The organism is Glaciecola sp. G7-5 (genome assembly GCF_055808975.1).
This window is the reverse complement of sequence record NZ_CM147892.1, coordinates 193,395-208,016: the sequence shown is the minus strand read 5'-3', so window position 1 is coordinate 208,016 and position 14,622 is coordinate 193,395. Positions and strand designations below refer to the sequence as shown.

The 14,622-nt window shown below is 41.1% G+C and carries 17 protein-coding genes; 11 read left to right on the top strand and 6 right to left on the bottom strand.

Annotated elements, in window-relative coordinates; all coding sequences use genetic code 11:
* Positions 1 to 15 precede the first annotated feature (15 nt).
* Together prpB and AC0L6H_RS00830 are read right to left on the bottom strand one after the other, a co-directional pair.
* A complete protein-coding gene (prpB, locus tag AC0L6H_RS00835; protein WP_473391982.1) occupies positions 16 to 906 on the bottom strand; it encodes a methylisocitrate lyase in 891 nt (296 codons plus the stop codon).
* A 13-nt stretch (positions 907 to 919) separates the two neighbouring features.
* Positions 920 to 1,639 carry a GntR family transcriptional regulator gene (locus AC0L6H_RS00830; RefSeq protein ID WP_473391981.1) on the bottom strand — a complete coding sequence of 240 codons (720 nt, stop codon included), beginning with the start codon at positions 1,637 to 1,639 and terminating at the stop codon, positions 920 to 922.
* Positions 1,640 to 1,998: 359 nt separating this feature from the next.
* Here AC0L6H_RS00830 and AC0L6H_RS00825 point away from each other — a divergent pair, with 359 nt between their 5' ends.
* From AC0L6H_RS00825 to AC0L6H_RS00805, 5 genes are all read left to right on the top strand, one after another.
* Positions 1,999 to 2,745 (top strand): DNA/RNA non-specific endonuclease, encoded by a 747-nt coding sequence (locus tag AC0L6H_RS00825; RefSeq protein WP_473391979.1) that lies wholly within the window; start codon positions 1,999 to 2,001, stop codon positions 2,743 to 2,745.
* A gap of 36 nt (positions 2,746 to 2,781) precedes the next feature.
* Positions 2,782 to 3,417, top strand: coding sequence for an acrylate utilization transcriptional regulator AcuR (gene acuR, locus AC0L6H_RS00820; protein WP_473391978.1), 636 nt, complete (start codon positions 2,782 to 2,784; stop codon positions 3,415 to 3,417).
* 59 nt (positions 3,418 to 3,476) lie between these two features.
* Positions 3,477 to 4,454 carry an acrylyl-CoA reductase (NADPH) gene (gene acuI / locus AC0L6H_RS00815; protein WP_473391977.1) on the top strand — a complete coding sequence of 326 codons (978 nt, stop codon included), beginning with the start codon at positions 3,477 to 3,479 and terminating at the stop codon, positions 4,452 to 4,454.
* A 477-nt stretch (positions 4,455 to 4,931) separates the two neighbouring features.
* Entirely contained in the window at positions 4,932 to 5,105 is a 174-nt protein-coding gene (locus AC0L6H_RS00810; protein WP_473391975.1) for a PadR family transcriptional regulator, read from the top strand.
* Positions 5,105 to 6,061, top strand: a complete 957-nt coding sequence (locus AC0L6H_RS00805) for a hypothetical protein (RefSeq protein ID WP_473391974.1) — start codon at positions 5,105 to 5,107, stop codon at positions 6,059 to 6,061. Before AC0L6H_RS00810 ends, AC0L6H_RS00805 begins: the two co-directional genes overlap by 1 nt.
* Before the next feature lie 13 nt (positions 6,062 to 6,074).
* Here the strand turns inward: AC0L6H_RS00805 and AC0L6H_RS00800 are convergent, their stop codons facing one another.
* The 3 genes from AC0L6H_RS00800 to AC0L6H_RS00790 form a co-directional block, all read right to left on the bottom strand.
* On the bottom strand, positions 6,075 to 6,680 hold the full coding sequence (locus tag AC0L6H_RS00800; RefSeq protein WP_473391972.1) for a class I SAM-dependent methyltransferase: 606 nt from the start codon (positions 6,678 to 6,680) through the stop codon (positions 6,075 to 6,077).
* Positions 6,681 to 6,771: 91 nt separating this feature from the next.
* On the bottom strand, positions 6,772 to 7,023 hold the full coding sequence (locus AC0L6H_RS00795; protein WP_473391971.1) for a DUF2798 domain-containing protein: 252 nt from the start codon (positions 7,021 to 7,023) through the stop codon (positions 6,772 to 6,774).
* Positions 7,024 to 7,184: 161 nt separating this feature from the next.
* Positions 7,185 to 7,709: a DUF2938 family protein gene (locus tag AC0L6H_RS00790; protein ID WP_473391970.1), complete on the bottom strand. Its 525-nt coding sequence runs from the start codon at positions 7,707 to 7,709 to the stop codon at positions 7,185 to 7,187.
* A 200-nt stretch (positions 7,710 to 7,909) separates the two neighbouring features.
* Here AC0L6H_RS00790 and AC0L6H_RS00785 point away from each other — a divergent pair, with 200 nt between their 5' ends.
* Both AC0L6H_RS00785 and AC0L6H_RS00780 read left to right on the top strand, forming a co-directional pair.
* Complete coding sequence (locus AC0L6H_RS00785) at positions 7,910 to 8,566, top strand: peroxiredoxin (protein ID WP_473391969.1); 657 nt, start codon at positions 7,910 to 7,912, stop codon at positions 8,564 to 8,566.
* Positions 8,567 to 8,757: 191 nt separating this feature from the next.
* On the top strand, positions 8,758 to 9,774 hold the full coding sequence (locus AC0L6H_RS00780; protein ID WP_473391968.1) for a serine hydrolase domain-containing protein: 1,017 nt from the start codon (positions 8,758 to 8,760) through the stop codon (positions 9,772 to 9,774).
* Positions 9,775 to 9,894: 120 nt separating this feature from the next.
* Here the strand turns inward: AC0L6H_RS00780 and AC0L6H_RS00775 are convergent, their stop codons facing one another.
* Positions 9,895 to 10,497 (bottom strand): class I SAM-dependent DNA methyltransferase, encoded by a 603-nt coding sequence (locus AC0L6H_RS00775; RefSeq protein WP_473391966.1) that lies wholly within the window; start codon positions 10,495 to 10,497, stop codon positions 9,895 to 9,897.
* A 435-nt stretch (positions 10,498 to 10,932) separates the two neighbouring features.
* Here AC0L6H_RS00775 and AC0L6H_RS00770 point away from each other — a divergent pair, with 435 nt between their 5' ends.
* The 4 genes from AC0L6H_RS00770 to AC0L6H_RS00755 all read left to right on the top strand — a co-directional run bounded on the left by AC0L6H_RS00770 (position 10,933) and on the right by AC0L6H_RS00755 (position 14,531).
* On the top strand, positions 10,933 to 11,361 hold the full coding sequence (locus AC0L6H_RS00770; RefSeq protein ID WP_473391965.1) for a MarR family winged helix-turn-helix transcriptional regulator: 429 nt from the start codon (positions 10,933 to 10,935) through the stop codon (positions 11,359 to 11,361).
* 49 nt (positions 11,362 to 11,410) lie between these two features.
* Entirely contained in the window at positions 11,411 to 11,848 is a 438-nt protein-coding gene (locus tag AC0L6H_RS00765; RefSeq protein ID WP_473391964.1) for a DUF3859 domain-containing protein, read from the top strand.
* 170 nt (positions 11,849 to 12,018) lie between these two features.
* The gene (locus tag AC0L6H_RS00760; protein ID WP_473391963.1) at positions 12,019 to 13,470 is read left to right on the top strand and encodes a glutamate-cysteine ligase family protein; all 1,452 of its coding nucleotides are present in this window, start codon (positions 12,019 to 12,021) and stop codon (positions 13,468 to 13,470) included.
* Positions 13,471 to 13,508: 38 nt separating this feature from the next.
* The gene (locus AC0L6H_RS00755; protein WP_473391962.1) at positions 13,509 to 14,531 is read left to right on the top strand and encodes a M14 family metallopeptidase; all 1,023 of its coding nucleotides are present in this window, start codon (positions 13,509 to 13,511) and stop codon (positions 14,529 to 14,531) included.
* The last annotated feature ends 91 nt before the right edge of the window (positions 14,532 to 14,622 follow it).

The following is a 14,622-nucleotide window of genomic DNA, read 5'->3' as shown; positions in this document are numbered from 1 at the left end:
ACTTTAAACGTTAACTTATTTATTCTTGCCATCTGCAAATAATGAATCTAATTTTTGCTCATAGTCGTGATAACCAAGATAGTCATACAAATCCATACGCGTTTGCATGTTTTCAATTTCAGCTTTTTGGTCGCCGTCATTTAAGAGGGTTTTATAAACCGACTCGGCGGCTTTGTTCATGGCACGAAAAGCCGACAGTGGGTAAAGCACCATGGCGCAGCCCCATTCACCTAATTGTTTCTTATTCCATAATTCGGTTTGACCAAATTCGGTAATGTTTGCTAGTACCGGTACATCTAAGGCTTGTGTGAAAGCGCGGTAATGCTCTTCGGTTTTAATGGCTTCTGCGAAAATGCCGTCAGCACCTGCAGCAACATAAGCTTTGGCTCGTTCAATGGCGGCATCTAAGCCTTCTTGTGCAAAAGAGTCGGTGCGCGCCATGATGAAAAAGTCAGGGTCTATACGAGCATCAACCGCTGCGCGAATACGGTCAACCATTTCTTCTGTTGAAACAATCTCTTTATTAGGGCGATGGCCGCAACGTTTTTGCGCGACTTGGTCTTCAATATGCACAGCAGCTGCACCTGCTTTTTCCATATCGCGAATGGTTTTCGCTATGTTAAAGGCGCCGCCCCAGCCTGTATCAATATCCACTAATAATGGAAGGCTAGATGCACTAGTAATACGTTGTACGTCGGCTATTACGTCGTTTAACGACGTCATGCCAAGGTCGGGAAGACCATAAGAAGCATTAGCAACACCGCCTCCCGATAAATAAATTGCTTGGTGACCTATTTGCTCAGCCATCATCGCGGCGTAGGCATTAATGGTACCCACAACTTGCAGTGGTTTATTATTGGCTAGGGCTTGGCGAAATTTGGCACCTGCTGATAGTGAACTTGTCATAATATTTTTCCTTTTAAGGCTTAATAAGTTGAATGTTTGCTTGTTCTTTCTTAGCATTTTCAAGTGCTATTTTCTTTTCAATATTTTTACGCGATGATGCTATATGGTGACGCATTAGCATTTCTGCTAATTCACCGTCGCGGTCGGCAATTGCTTGTATAATACTGGCGTGCTCTTGAAAGGCTTGGCTCGCTCTGGGGCTGTGCATACCAAACTGACAACGGTACATGCGCACTAAGTGGTATAGCTGGCCACAAATTAGTTCAATTAACTGTTTGTTGTGGCTGCCTAAAATAACTTTATAGTGAAAATCAAGGTTTCCCTCTTCTTGATAGTAAGCAACCCCATCTTTTAGGTCTTGGGTTTGTGCATGAATTTTTAGCATGTCTTGCATATGTGCTATTTCATCGTTAGACATATTTTTTGCAGCTTGTCTGCAAGCCATGCCTTCTAATGCTTCACGCGTGATGTAGAGCTCTAATAAGCCCTCAATTGAGCATTGAACGACTCTCGAACCTACATTTGCTTTTCTTTCTATAAGGTGGCATTTCTCTAATCGGTTTAAGGCTTCGCGCAGGGTAGAGCGACTTATTTGATAACGTTTCGCAAGTTCAGGCTCGCTAATTTTACTGCCCGCCGGAATATCACCCTCAACAATGGCATGTTGCATTTGCTCGAACACCTTGTCGGAGGTAGTGACGGCGGCACGTTGAGTGGGATTATTTGTTTTCATAATGAGTGTACATTTACCTTTAAACCTAAAAATTTAGCGCTTGGTTATTGTCGACAATTTATGTTTTCGGAAAGTATAATAATGCTTTAAATGAAATAATCAAGTAAAAGTCAATAATTATTGTCGACAATTGGTCGTAGAGACCATTGGGTTACAGCGACAAGACTCGCAAGCTTACTTAGATGCTTTGGCGAATCAATTGTGTATCCCTTCTGAATTAACCCTAAATATTCAACAGCAATTACGCAGGGACTAAACCCAAGCAATACCTTTACGCACTGGCTTTAATAAATTAGTCTTGTTAAAAACGTCGCAGGGTCGCTCTTATTTAAAATAAGATGTTTTCGACTCAGGAGAATATGATGAACGAATCATCTCAGATACAAAGTGAAATGCGTTATGGTGCACCAGTTTGTGATGAAATTTTAGCAGGACGATACTTTACTATTGGTTATTCGTGGTATTTTAGGCAGCCTAAGTGGGTTTTGGAAATGGTCAATCCAAACGCTCGATTTGAATGGGAGATAGACAAGCGACTTAACAATTTTCGCGCAGATATTAGGATCCCCAGAAGATTCCGCGCAGGCCTCAAAGCTTACAAAGGAAGTGGGTATGACCGCGGGCATCTCGTTGGCAGCGCCAATCAAGATGCCTTAGAAATTCAAAATAGCGAAACCTTTTTGCTTTCAAACATGTCACCACAAAAGCCAAACTTTAATCGGCGCATCTGGCGTGAGCTCGAAATTGCTGTGCGTAAATTAAACGACAAAAAAAATATTCTTGAGACATATGTTTTAACAGCGCCAGTGTTCTACTTTGACCAAAAAGTGGAGACTATCGGAGATAAGACGGATAAGTACGGCATTGATGTGCCAATTCCCCACGCTTTTGTGAAAAGTGTATTAGCCGAAGATAATCGTGGTCGCCTCAAACTTTGGACGTTTGAGATGGAAAATAAAGAATTGTCGGGCAAACTCGAGGACTACCTTGTTGTAACCTACGACGCTGAACAAAAAGTTGGCGGTCGATTTTGGGATAGGGTAGCAGCTGCTGACCTCCACAATCAGAAGCGAAAAGCGGGAAAAATGTGGAAACTTACCGACTAATTTGCATTTACTAGACGATCGGTCTATTATCATTTCATGATGAGCACTAACCCAAAAATTACCAAACGTGGAAGACCGCCAAAGGTAGCCCGTGAAAACCACGACACCCGCGGTGAATTAATTCGCAGCGGTGTTGAGCTATTAACTGAGCAAGGCTTTGTGGCGTCGGGTATCGATAAAATTCTAAAGAAAATCGGCGTCCCCAAAGGTTCTTTTTATCATTACTTCGCAAGTAAAGAAGCCTTTGGTAGAGCGGTTATAGAAAGTTACGCCAGTTACTTTGCGCATAAATTAGATAGCCATTTACTAAATACCGAAAATGATCCCCTTCAGCGAATTACGTGTTTTGTTGAAGATGCTAAATCTGGCATGCAAAAGCATCATTACAAACGTGGCTGTTTAGTTGGAAACCTAGGGCAAGAAGTGCATATGCTACCTGAAAGTTATCGCCCATTACTAATAGAGATATTTGTGGATTGGCAGAACAGGTTAGAAGCATGCTTGCGTGAAGCACAGAGTTACAAAATGATTGCTGCCAATGCAGATTGCAAGCAACTGGCGATGTATTTTTGGGTAGGTTGGGAAGGCGCTGTAAGTCGCGCTAGATTGGTTGAAGATACTCAACCTTTGAGTCAATTTTTAAAGCAATATATTGCAGGTTTGCCAGCGTAAGCTTACTAGCAATATTTTTTTATTTCATTATAGACGACCGGTCTAAATTAGGAGGCTATATGTTTCAAGGTATATTAATTAACAAAGACGACAATGGATACAAGGTTGAGCTAACAGAGTTGGATGACAGCATTTTACCTGAAGGTGATGTTACCGTTAAGGTCAGCCATAGCACTTTAAACTACAAAGACGGCTTGGCGATCACTGGAAAAAGCCCAGTGGTAAGAACATTCCCTATGATCCCAGGCATTGATTTAGCGGGCACGGTAGAGCAAAGTGATTCCGATAAATTTAAAGTTGGCGATAGTGTATTGCTCAACGGATTTGGCGTTGGTGAGGTACATTGTGGAGGTTTGGCACAAAAAGCACGTTTGAAAAGTGACTGGTTAATTCCAATCCCAAGTGCGTTTACAGCTAGTCAAGCCATGGCAATCGGTACGGCAGGATATACCGCAATGCTAAGTGTAATTGCCCTAGAAAAAAACGGAGTAACGCCAGATAAAGGCCCTGTTTTGGTGACGGGTGCAAATGGTGGCGTAGGTAGTTTTGCAATTACGCTTTTGTCTAAACTGGGATATCAAGTAGCGGCGTCAACCGGTCGACCTGAGCAAGCAGAGTATTTAAAAAAATTAGGTGCAACAGAGATTATTGACCGCAAGAGTTTATCAGAACCTGGTCGTCCTCTTGCTAAAGAGAAGTGGGCAGGTGCTATTGATTCGGTTGGTAGCCATACTCTTGCGAATGTTTGTGCAAGTGTTAAATACGGCGGCACTGTTGCTGCGTGCGGATTGGCCCAAGGAATGGATTTTCCTGCTTCAGTAGCACCGTTTATTTTACGCGGTATCACTTTGGCTGGTATTGATAGTGTGATGCGTCCACTACAAGACCGCTTAGAAGCTTGGCAACGTTTGAGTGAAATACTCAAACCTGAAACGCTAGATGATATTGCAACGAATATAAGCCTAGATGATGTGATAAAGACCGCAGAAGATTTACTTAATGGGCAAGTTCGTGGTCGGGTAGTTGTTTCTTTATAAGTTTCCAACGCTTACTACTATTTGTTTGCAATACGTTTATAAACGCTCAAAGACGCTGGTATAAAGTACCGGCGTTTTTTTGTTGCAACTTAAGTAATAACGAAGCGACAAATAACAGCGTAAGCTAATCTCAAATTTCCCATCATCTTGCAGACTAACCCCAAATCCAAGTCACCTTGTTTCCATTGTTTAAAATTTATACTTGACTTTGTTACTATGTATCGCATAGTATAAATACTGTGTGGTAAACAGTATGTGAGACACAGTATCTAGAATGAGCATGTAAGGTGCAAATTATCAGTCAATTAGGAAAGGCATTATGAGTGAACAGCGGATCAACAAACTAAGGCTAGAACTGCGCCGAGGCGTCTTAATTCTCAGTGTCTTAGCATCAAGTAAAGAGCCGCAGTATGGCTATTCATTGCGAAAAAACTAAGTGACGCCGGGATCGAAATTGATGAGGGCACACTATACCCTTTGATCAGAAGACTAGCAGAGCAAGAGTTACTAGACAGCGAATGGAAAAACACCGATGGTCGTGAACGTCGATATTACCAATTAAGCGCAAAAGGTGAAGACGTTTTAGAACAGTTAACGCAAGACTGGCAGCGCTTAAATAAAAGCATTACAGCATTATTGGAGACAGTATAATGAAGCTATTAGACAGATATATATTGGCCGTAAAACAAGCTTTACCTACAGATAAACAAGCCGAAATAGGGCGCGAGCTTAAAGCAAACCTGCAAGATGAGATTGATGCTTTTATCGAAGATTCAGAAGGTGATGTGTCTTACGAACATGGTGTTGAACAGGTTTTACAAAAATATGGTCATCCAAAGTTAACCGCCCAGCGCTTTTATAAAGAGCCGGCATTAGTGTCGAGTATTGATATGCCCTTGTATAAACGAGTGCTATCTCATGGGGCGGCAGCTTTGTTTGTGTATGCTTTATTAAAAACCACCGTAATTATGCTACAAGAAGAATCGATAAATCCATTTAGGCTAATGTTCCAAAGTTTTGCAATATTTATTGATGGCCTTGCTTGGTTATTTTTAGCGTTAACAGTGGCATTCTATTATTTAGGTAAATCATTTAATTTAAACCAATGGCAATATGGTAATTGGAGCACTAACTCCTTGCCCAAAGGGCCATTGCTCAAAATCAAAAGCTCTGACACCATCACCGACCTTATTACAAACAGTTTCTTGTTATTGATTTTATGGACACCTTTGTGGATGAACGAGGCTACCTATGTCAAACAAGTGTTATCTTTAGCGCCATCCGCGGAATACTGGAGAATAATTCTTACGCTATTGTGCGCGCAGTCTCTTATTCAAGCTTTATATCGCTTTAGCAAAACACATTGGGACAAGCTTAGCTCTTTGGCGTATTTGTGTGATCTTTTGCTTTTCGCTTTCGCTAGTTTAATTCTAGCCATGACAGACCCTTTATTGCTCGTCAATCCAGAGGCAGCCATGAACAATAATGCAATAACCCATGTGTTAGAGAATATTTCTGAGTCTGTTCAATATGTCTTGTTTTCAACTTCTTTTATTTTATTTGTATTGGCATTTATGCACTACAAAAAATATAAACAGCTCAAGTAGAGAATACTTGCCATTAAACTTTTATTCCTATGTAACGAAGTACTTTTGCGCGACCATCGTGAAATTTGCCCTCGCGCAAATCTACTTCACATTCGCTAAGCATAACGGTAGAAAAGTCTGGGAAATCCCGTTTTATAGTATGTTTAGTGAATAACATTTTCTCATCTTTAGGGCCGCCGGCCATTGGATTATTACGCTGGAATATCTGATGCTCTGCATGAAAGCCTTCGATTATGATAAGACCTCCAGGTTTAATTGCTTGCGCAACCTTGCGATGAAATGAATGTAATAGTTCTGCTGGAAAATGAGCAAATATTAAGGCGGCAACATCGTAGTCATTGTTCTTTAGTTTTGCATCAAGAAAGTTGGCGATCTCATATTGAATAGACACATTTTCTTTTTCTGCAAGCGCAATGGCCTTCTTTTTGCCTTCTTCGCTAATATCGGATGCGAATACGTTTAAGCCCTTTTTTGCGGCATAGACTGCATTGCGTCCTTCACCTTCACAAGGCAGCAAAATCTTTCCGCTTGGGCGATGTTCTTGCAAGGTTTGCTGAAAAAATTCGTTAGGTAACTTACCGTAAGCATATTCTTGTGAACTATAGCGTTCGTTCCACATTTCTTCTCATGTTTTTCTTTTTAATGTATAGTTGATACCGACATGTAAACAGCACGAGATAGCGCCTAATAGGGCTATCAATATAACTTAATCAAGATTTCAATCGGTCTTGTTCTCTTCGTATAAGAGATTGGACAAATCCTTTTACTAATGGCAAAACAACGAGAAAGGTTGGAAATGCCACTAGCCATGACCAAAGCCACGCGTTTAACCAGTCATTAATGCGAAAATCACCCATCCCCAATGCATTTAATGTGCTTACCAATGAAATAATGCTAGTCATTAAAACTGATAAGAGAAAAGGTAATAATAATTTTTCTAAAGCTGCTATTTTATAATTCATTTTTTACTTTTTAAAACTCCCAATTTACGCTAATTTTTAAGTTGCTTCCTGATTCTCATAAAGCTAACTCTTCCAAGGCTGCAGTAAATCATCTGTGTACTTATATAATCAGCCACATTTGACACTACATTGCCATTATTGGCAATGTCGTAGTCGCTATTTTAATTGATAAGCGAAGGCGTATTTCGATTTACGAAACGCTTAAAAACCATGCCACCAATATAAAGCCCAAAGCCAAATACAACATGGGACATAATCACCTTCATTATTGCTGCAACTTGATCTGGACTTGCACTACCAGCAATACCCAATCCCATTCCAGGCTGCATAATAAAGTAGGGTATAAGCACTGTTGCCATGCTCACTAGCATGGCTGCTTTTAGTGTTGGCTTTTGAAGCCATTTCAAGCCCCATATAGCTAGCAGTATGGCTGCGAAACCAATACCAATCGCATAATGTCCTAACCAGCCAACCAAAAGTTCACCATTAATAGATGGACTTTGTTTTATAGAAGCGTGGTAAAATTTACCATCAAGCATATACAGCATCCACCTACCAATGAATTCATATTTTGTAAGTGGAGTATCCAACAAATAATGTTTCAACAAATTCCAAAGGTCTAAAAACGCTGTCGCGAATACGCCAATCACGGTTGAATAAAATATGCCTTGAAGCCAATTTTTCATGTCCTAATTCTTTTGTAAACCTGAGATAATATGGCCGTATGCAAGAATCGAACACACTTTGCTGAATTACTAACTTTAGCCAAATCGAGTGTTAATCGATTATTCCGATTAAGTTGATTTGTTTAATTTATTACCAAATGGAATAAGATATAGCTAATATGCATATGTCGATTGGACATTGGCTTTTTTGGAGAATTATTATGAATGAATTAAATACACAAGCACCAGTACAACAGTTACCACAACTTAATAAACCAGCGCCTGATTTCAATGCAAAAACAACGCATGGTCAAAAGACACTAGCGGATTACAAAGGACAATGGTTAGTACTTTTCTCTCATCCTGCTGATTTCACGCCGGTCTGTACTACTGAGTTTATGGCCTTTGCACGCGCTGCCGGTACCTTTGGTGAAATGAATACGCAGTTACTTGGACTTTCTATTGATAGTATTCATTCTCACATTGCGTGGGTACGTAATATTGAAGAAAACTTTGACGTGAAAATTCCTTTCCCAATCATTGCTGATTTGTCAATGGAAGTAGCGCACGCTTACGGGATGATTCAACCTGGCGCTAGCGATACGTCTGCGGTAAGAGCAACTTTTATTATTGATCCAGAGGGTATCCTCAGAGCGATGGTATACTACCCAATGAGTAATGGCCGTTCGGTAGATGAGTTTGTGCGTTTGGTGAAAGCTTTACAAACAAGTGATGCTAACTCTGTTGCAACGCCAGAAAATTGGAAAGAAGGTGAAGAGGTTATCGTGCCTCCTCCGCACACTGTAGAAGATGCAGCTAGCCGTGAGGGGATGGGTTATAACTACGTTGATTGGTATTTTAGTAAAAAATCACTTTAATTGAAGTTATAGTAAAGTTAAGCATAAAACCTTTTACCTTTATTGTGGATTTTCCTTATAGTGAACTATATTTATTAAGACATATTTACTTTGCACCACACCAAGCACTCGAGCAATCGAGTGCTATCATAGCAATTCTTATAAATATTAGATTTACTATAATGATTCATAAAATAGGTAGATGAAACCCTATGTCAAAATGGAAAAAAATTGCGCTCAAAGTCTTTGTAGGCTTGTCTCTGACGACTGCTAGTATTTACCTTTTTGCACCGTGGGAGTATGGGCTTTATTATTTAAAGCCTATTCCTAACACCATAGAAAAAGAAGTACAGCAGGTCAGTAAGCACGGTATCGATGGCATCATTGTGTATGTTGATGCTGGTAACAAGGAGGCGCAATTGTATGCAAGTGGCTGGCATGATAAGAAGCGAAAACTACCCGCATACCCAAGCGCATTATTCAAAATAGCCAGTATTGCCAAGCTATATGAGGCAAGCGCGGTTGCTAAGCTTGCAGCGGCGAAAGTTCTTAACTTGGACAATACGCTTGTAAGCTATTTACCTGAACTGGAGTCACGTATAGCCCATGCAGATAAAATAACTTTGCGGATGCTAGTAGAGCATCGAAGCGGCATTGTAAACTTTACCGATCAAGAAGGTTTTGATTGGGGATCAAATTCATTGGATGTGCTTAGTTTAGCCTTAGATAAACCCGCTGATTTTCTGCCTGGTGAAGACTACGCATATTCAAATACAAATTACCTCTTGCTCCAAAAAATCATGAGCAAGGCATTAGGCTACGACTACACAGACTACATCAGAAATGAAATTTTGTTACCACTGGGCTTGCATGATACTTATTTTTCTGTGAACGAAGCGCCAATGGATGAAATTATGAGTGGCTACTATGTTGGGAATGAACATGACTTCAAACATCTTGACCAAGGCTATGTTGCCAGTGCTCAAAACGTAGGGGTATTTTTGCGTGCGTTAAACGACGGGTCTTTATTCACGCCGCATGAAGAGCAAATTTATCGTAGTATTTACGAGTACAATCACACTGGATGGGTTTTAGGTTACTCTAGTATTGCGCGTTATCACAAAGATATTGATACCGTAGTTATTCAATTCACCAATACAACGGGTGATGATAGGGTACTACTTACGCAGATTGTTTATTCTCGTATTATGAGTATTTTGCGTGATTAGCAAATACTTATGTAAACCGAAATATTAGCGCTTGTCCCAATAGCGCTATGAGCCCTCAACTCCGCAGCCCCATCTTGCTTCATTCTTTACTATGCCAGCATGCCCGTCAACAGCCTAAATTTACAAATCAGCTTGTCGCTGGGCAATTATGCAAACGTGACGCTCAGGATATTGGTCGAGCTCTAGGTGCAGGGGTTTTACACCGTTTTGCAGTAAAATTTGTAAATTGGCCTCAATACCAATAGAGCTATAGTAAAAAATATCTTCGCGCCAACTTGACTCGTGTTCACCTTTAGCATCACCGAAGGTATAAATTAGTACGCCATTGGGCGCTAACATATTGCATATTTTCTCGAGAACCGGTTGTTGTTGGGTTAAGGGCAAATGGAAAATACTATCCCAAGCTAAGATGAACTCATAATTATGCGACACCTCAAATTCACAAATATCAGCTTGAGTAAAAATATGATCAAGGTGATTTACTTTTGCGATGCCAATCATTTCGCCAGACACATCAATACCTGTAACCGAGAAGCCATGGCTATCAAGTAAACGTACAAAGCGACCGCCTGAACCGCAGCCTATGTCAAGCGCTTGACCTCCAGAGTGTACAAACTGCAGTGCCCTTTGCATTTGAGCAAGGCCATATTCAGATTGTTTATGCTGCTCGTGCCACCACTGGGCGATATTGTCATACTTACTGCCTAAAATACTAGGTTTCATAATTTTCTACGTACCAATCAAGTTACTAAAGGTTGTTGGATTCGTGTATTTCTTTTAATAGCTAATAGCTGTGAATCTCAGGAATAAAGTCTAGTTGATAAATTATGAAACTTCACGTTAGTCTCAGGTTTTTCTTGCGAGTGCGTAATCCTGTTCGGACAAGCAAAAAACATCAAAATGTCATTCCTGCGGAGGCGGGAACCTTCTTGGAACACAGTAAAATCAGATAGTTAAAGGATGTATTGGCAGATTCCCTCCTCCGCGGGAAAGTCGGATATGTTTGGATTTTATGTTAACCGAACAGGTTCTTGCCTTCGCAAGAATGACTTTTCTGCGAGTGAAGTAGCGGTAGAACATAATTTTCCATAAAAAAAGTGGCTATTTTATTTGCTTGATATATACTTGACTAATCAAGTATATATCAAGGTTAAAATTATGCCAGATAACAATTATGCAAATGTAATACAAAAGTTGTTGGTCAATTCCATCGCGTTCACAAACGAGTTAGATAAAAGTTTGGGGTCTATCCACGGTATTGGATTTAGTGAGTATATGGTGTTGGCTAACTTAACAAAATCACCTAATCAAATGATGCGCAGAGTGGATATTGCTGATGAGCTAGGAAGGACGGCCTCAGGAATAACACGCTTGTTGATCCCAATGGAAAAGATAGGATTGGTAGAAAAAGCAAGTAGCGAAAGAGATGCCAGAGTGAGTTTGGTTAAAATCACGAAGGCTGGCAAACAAGTTGTAAACGACGCGGCTACCACGGTAAATGAGCGTTGCAAAAAGCTGCTAAGCAATCTCGACGAATCCAAAGTATCCACACTTTTGGCCTTAATGAATTCGATTAGAGGAAGCTAATGCATGCTAGCAAAGCAAACTAACGAAAAAACTGGCGAGTCTTAAACACATGGCAAAGGCAAGCATCCAATTTACAATCGAAAATTTCGGTATCTATAAAGGTTGGCAAGACAATGGTAAGACCTTACCTCAACTAAAAACTTGTACATGTTTTATACCTGCACAAGTTGATACTGAATTTGGTCTAATCATTCGCGTACAAAAAGGAAAAGGCGAAAAGATTAAATGGACTATTGAACATCCCAACATATGCAATAACAAAGGCCAAGTGATGCCGCCATTTTGCGGCGATGAATACATAAGAAACAATAACTGGCAATTCTATTTGGGTGACAGTATTTGGTTACCCGAAGAAGATAAAGTCGGTGAATGGCATATGTACATTGAGCATAACAATCAAGTGATAGCATCCAAAACCTTTGACGTGAGTATTGATTGTGAAGAACTCGCTGCCCAGCGCAGATTCTGGAAAAAGCGAGGCTTTTAGTTGATAAGGAGGGCCAGCGCGAAGCCGCAGTGTCGCACCTGACCTCATAGCAGCTTTACAAAGCAACAGCAATCGCACAGAACTTGACCTATCGCAAGTTTCAGGCACACTAAAACCCCTATACTAATTCTTATTCTGTAACCGTTTAAGGTACTTAAAAGGCGTGAAACATGGGACAATTTTTTGACAAAGATAGCTTTTCTACTAGCGATCATGATCAGTTTCGAATTCGCCTAAACGAGCAAATCGAGCGTTTAAAACCCTTGCTCGAACGATCAGAATTTTCCCAAGGAGAGCCTTCAATAGGGGCTGAAGCCGAAATTTATTTAGTCGACAATAATTTTCTTCCTGCGCCATGTAATACCGAACTTCTGAGTAAAATGTCGCATCCTTTGCTTACGCCCGAACTAAACAAATATAACCTCGAATTTAACTTGTCGCCGGTGGCAGCGAAAGGCACACCTTTTACAAAGATGAGCAATGAGCTGTCGCCTTTTCTAGATGAGTTGAGGGTGGCGGCGAGCGGTATCGACTCCCAAATCGCTATTATAGGTATATTGCCAACCTTGAAAGAAGCGCATTTACATAGACGCTTTATGACCGATTTGCCGCGCTACCGGGCACTTACCAAAGAACTCAGCGCACTAAAAGGTGATGCGTTCGTGGTCGATATTAATGGCAAAGATGCCCTTAAGATGAAAAGTGACGAGCTTACATTAGAAGGTGCAAACACCTCATTTCAAGTTCACCTTAAAGTGCCGGCCAACCGTTTTGCCGACTTATATAATGCGACCCAATTAACTACGCCACTAGTATTAGCCTTAGCAGGGAACTCGCCCACATTTTTAGGGCATAGATTGTGGCATGAAACCCGTGTCGCTTTATTCAAACAGTCGATTGATAGTCGTATTCAAGGGTTAACAAGTTGGCGGCAACCGGCAAGAGTGTGTTTTGGACATGGCTGGGTGAGGAAGGGCGCATGGGAGCTATTCGCAGAAAATGTGGCTCTTTACCGGCCGATTACACCCTACTTGTCGACTAATGAAAATAGCTATGATGAGTTAAATTTGCACCATGGCACTATATGGTCATGGAATAGGGCTGTATTTGAACCTAAGCATGGTGGACACTTGCGTATTGAGTATCGTTCAATGCCCGCTGGGCCTACAATGATCGATATGATGGCAAACGCTGCACTTAGTATTGGTTTGACTCAAGCATTTTCGCATCAAATGTCAACGCTTTTGCCAAAAATACCTTTTGAATACGCCCACTATAATTTTTATCGCGCTGCTCAAGAAGGTTTAAACGCCAAAATATTGTGGCCTACCGAGGGCCAGCATTCTTTGAAGCACTATCACATTGAAGATGTCATTGAAAAAGTGCTACCAATGGCTGGTGCTGGTTTGCAAGAGCTAGGCGTTGATGCATCCGAAATCGCAAGGCTTATGCAAGTAATTGAAGATCGTTTATCAACGAAGCAAACGGGCTCAGTATGGCAGTTAGCACATTTAGATAAGCTAGAAGCAAGCTTAGATAAACCGGCCGCTTTGCAACAATTAGTTAAAGATTATATGGTGTTAAGTGAATCGGGCGTGCCGGTGTCGCAATGGCCAGTGTAAGGTTTATATTTGGCAATACTGAATAAGTGGAGTAATTGATGAGTCGTTTAAAGCTGAGCCATTTGTATTCCCCAAATCCTGCTGAAGTAGGGGCTACGTTATACCAGTTTCTAAATGGTTTGAGCGGGCCCACGGTTATACATGTAAAAGGAAAAGATACGAGTAGATGCCGCGTTGTTGTAACATTACTGCACGGTAATGAACCATCGGGCTTAAAAGCCATTCATCAACTGTTGCTAACCCAGTTTGTTCCTTCAGTAAACACCAAGTTTGTTATCGCATCTGTTGTTGCTGCGCGCACCGAGCCTGTTTTTCATTATCGTATGCTGCCTGGTCAGCATGATTTAAACCGTTGTTTTAACAGTGATAGTTTGGACTTGCAAAGTCTTTTAGCGAGTGCAATTAAAGAAACCGTCGCTGAATTTCACGCTGAGGCCATTATCGATGTGCACAATACCTCAGGCAGTGGCCCCGCATTTTGCGTATCAATTGACAATTCGGACCAACATCTAGCAATAGCATCTCATTTTACCCACAGGGTGGTATCTACCAATCTTCGCTTAGGTTCGATAATGGAACAGGATTTCAATGCACCTATCATTACCGTTGAAGCAGGGGGAGCGCAAGACGATGAAGCCGACGTTACGGCGCTTAATGGGATTAAATCATTTTTGAATGCAAGCAATGTATTTGAACGCCAGCAGTATATTCAGCAGTTAATTAATCCGCGCCGCCTCGAACTAAAGACGAATTCTACTATTGCCTATGACCAATCTCCTATCGCAGGCATGAGCGTAACCATGCGCCAAGACATTGAAAGACTCAATTTTATGAAAGTCGGAAAAGGCGAGCATCTTGGATGGCTACCTAGCCCAAGTCTTGACGCATTTCAATTAGATAAAACGGCCTTTGATGTAAACGACTACTTTACTGCAGAGCTAGTAAACTCGGGAGTTTATGAGTTCAAAACTACGTGCACTTTAACCCTGATTATGGTGACTACTCGCGCTGATATTGCCAGTTCCGACTGCCTGTTTTATTTTGTAAAAGAACCCGACTAGCCGTCATCTCAGCGAAGGCTTAATGTCGTTCGGTTAAGCAAAAAACATTAGAAACGTCATTCTCGCGGAGGCGGGAACCTCCTTGGAACAC

Coding starts and splice junctions, on each gene's coding strand:
- prpB (WP_473391982.1), bottom strand. CDS start 906: ATGACAAGTTCACTATCAGCAGGTGCCAAATTTCGCCAAGCCCTAGCC.
- AC0L6H_RS00830 (WP_473391981.1), bottom strand. CDS start 1,639: ATGAAAACAAATAATCCCACTCAACGTGCCGCCGTCACTACCTCCGAC.
- AC0L6H_RS00825 (WP_473391979.1), top strand. CDS start 1,999: ATGATGAACGAATCATCTCAGATACAAAGTGAAATGCGTTATGGTGCA.
- acuR (WP_473391978.1), top strand. CDS start 2,782: ATGATGAGCACTAACCCAAAAATTACCAAACGTGGAAGACCGCCAAAG.
- acuI (WP_473391977.1), top strand. CDS start 3,477: ATGTTTCAAGGTATATTAATTAACAAAGACGACAATGGATACAAGGTT.
- AC0L6H_RS00805 (WP_473391974.1), top strand. CDS start 5,105: ATGAAGCTATTAGACAGATATATATTGGCCGTAAAACAAGCTTTACCT.
- AC0L6H_RS00800 (WP_473391972.1), bottom strand. CDS start 6,680: ATGTGGAACGAACGCTATAGTTCACAAGAATATGCTTACGGTAAGTTA.
- AC0L6H_RS00795 (WP_473391971.1), bottom strand. CDS start 7,023: ATGAATTATAAAATAGCAGCTTTAGAAAAATTATTATTACCTTTTCTC.
- AC0L6H_RS00790 (WP_473391970.1), bottom strand. CDS start 7,709: ATGAAAAATTGGCTTCAAGGCATATTTTATTCAACCGTGATTGGCGTA.
- AC0L6H_RS00785 (WP_473391969.1), top strand. CDS start 7,910: ATGAATGAATTAAATACACAAGCACCAGTACAACAGTTACCACAACTT.
- AC0L6H_RS00780 (WP_473391968.1), top strand. CDS start 8,758: ATGTCAAAATGGAAAAAAATTGCGCTCAAAGTCTTTGTAGGCTTGTCT.
- AC0L6H_RS00775 (WP_473391966.1), bottom strand. CDS start 10,497: ATGAAACCTAGTATTTTAGGCAGTAAGTATGACAATATCGCCCAGTGG.
- AC0L6H_RS00770 (WP_473391965.1), top strand. CDS start 10,933: ATGCCAGATAACAATTATGCAAATGTAATACAAAAGTTGTTGGTCAAT.
- AC0L6H_RS00765 (WP_473391964.1), top strand. CDS start 11,411: ATGGCAAAGGCAAGCATCCAATTTACAATCGAAAATTTCGGTATCTAT.
- AC0L6H_RS00760 (WP_473391963.1), top strand. CDS start 12,019: ATGGGACAATTTTTTGACAAAGATAGCTTTTCTACTAGCGATCATGAT.
- AC0L6H_RS00755 (WP_473391962.1), top strand. CDS start 13,509: ATGAGTCGTTTAAAGCTGAGCCATTTGTATTCCCCAAATCCTGCTGAA.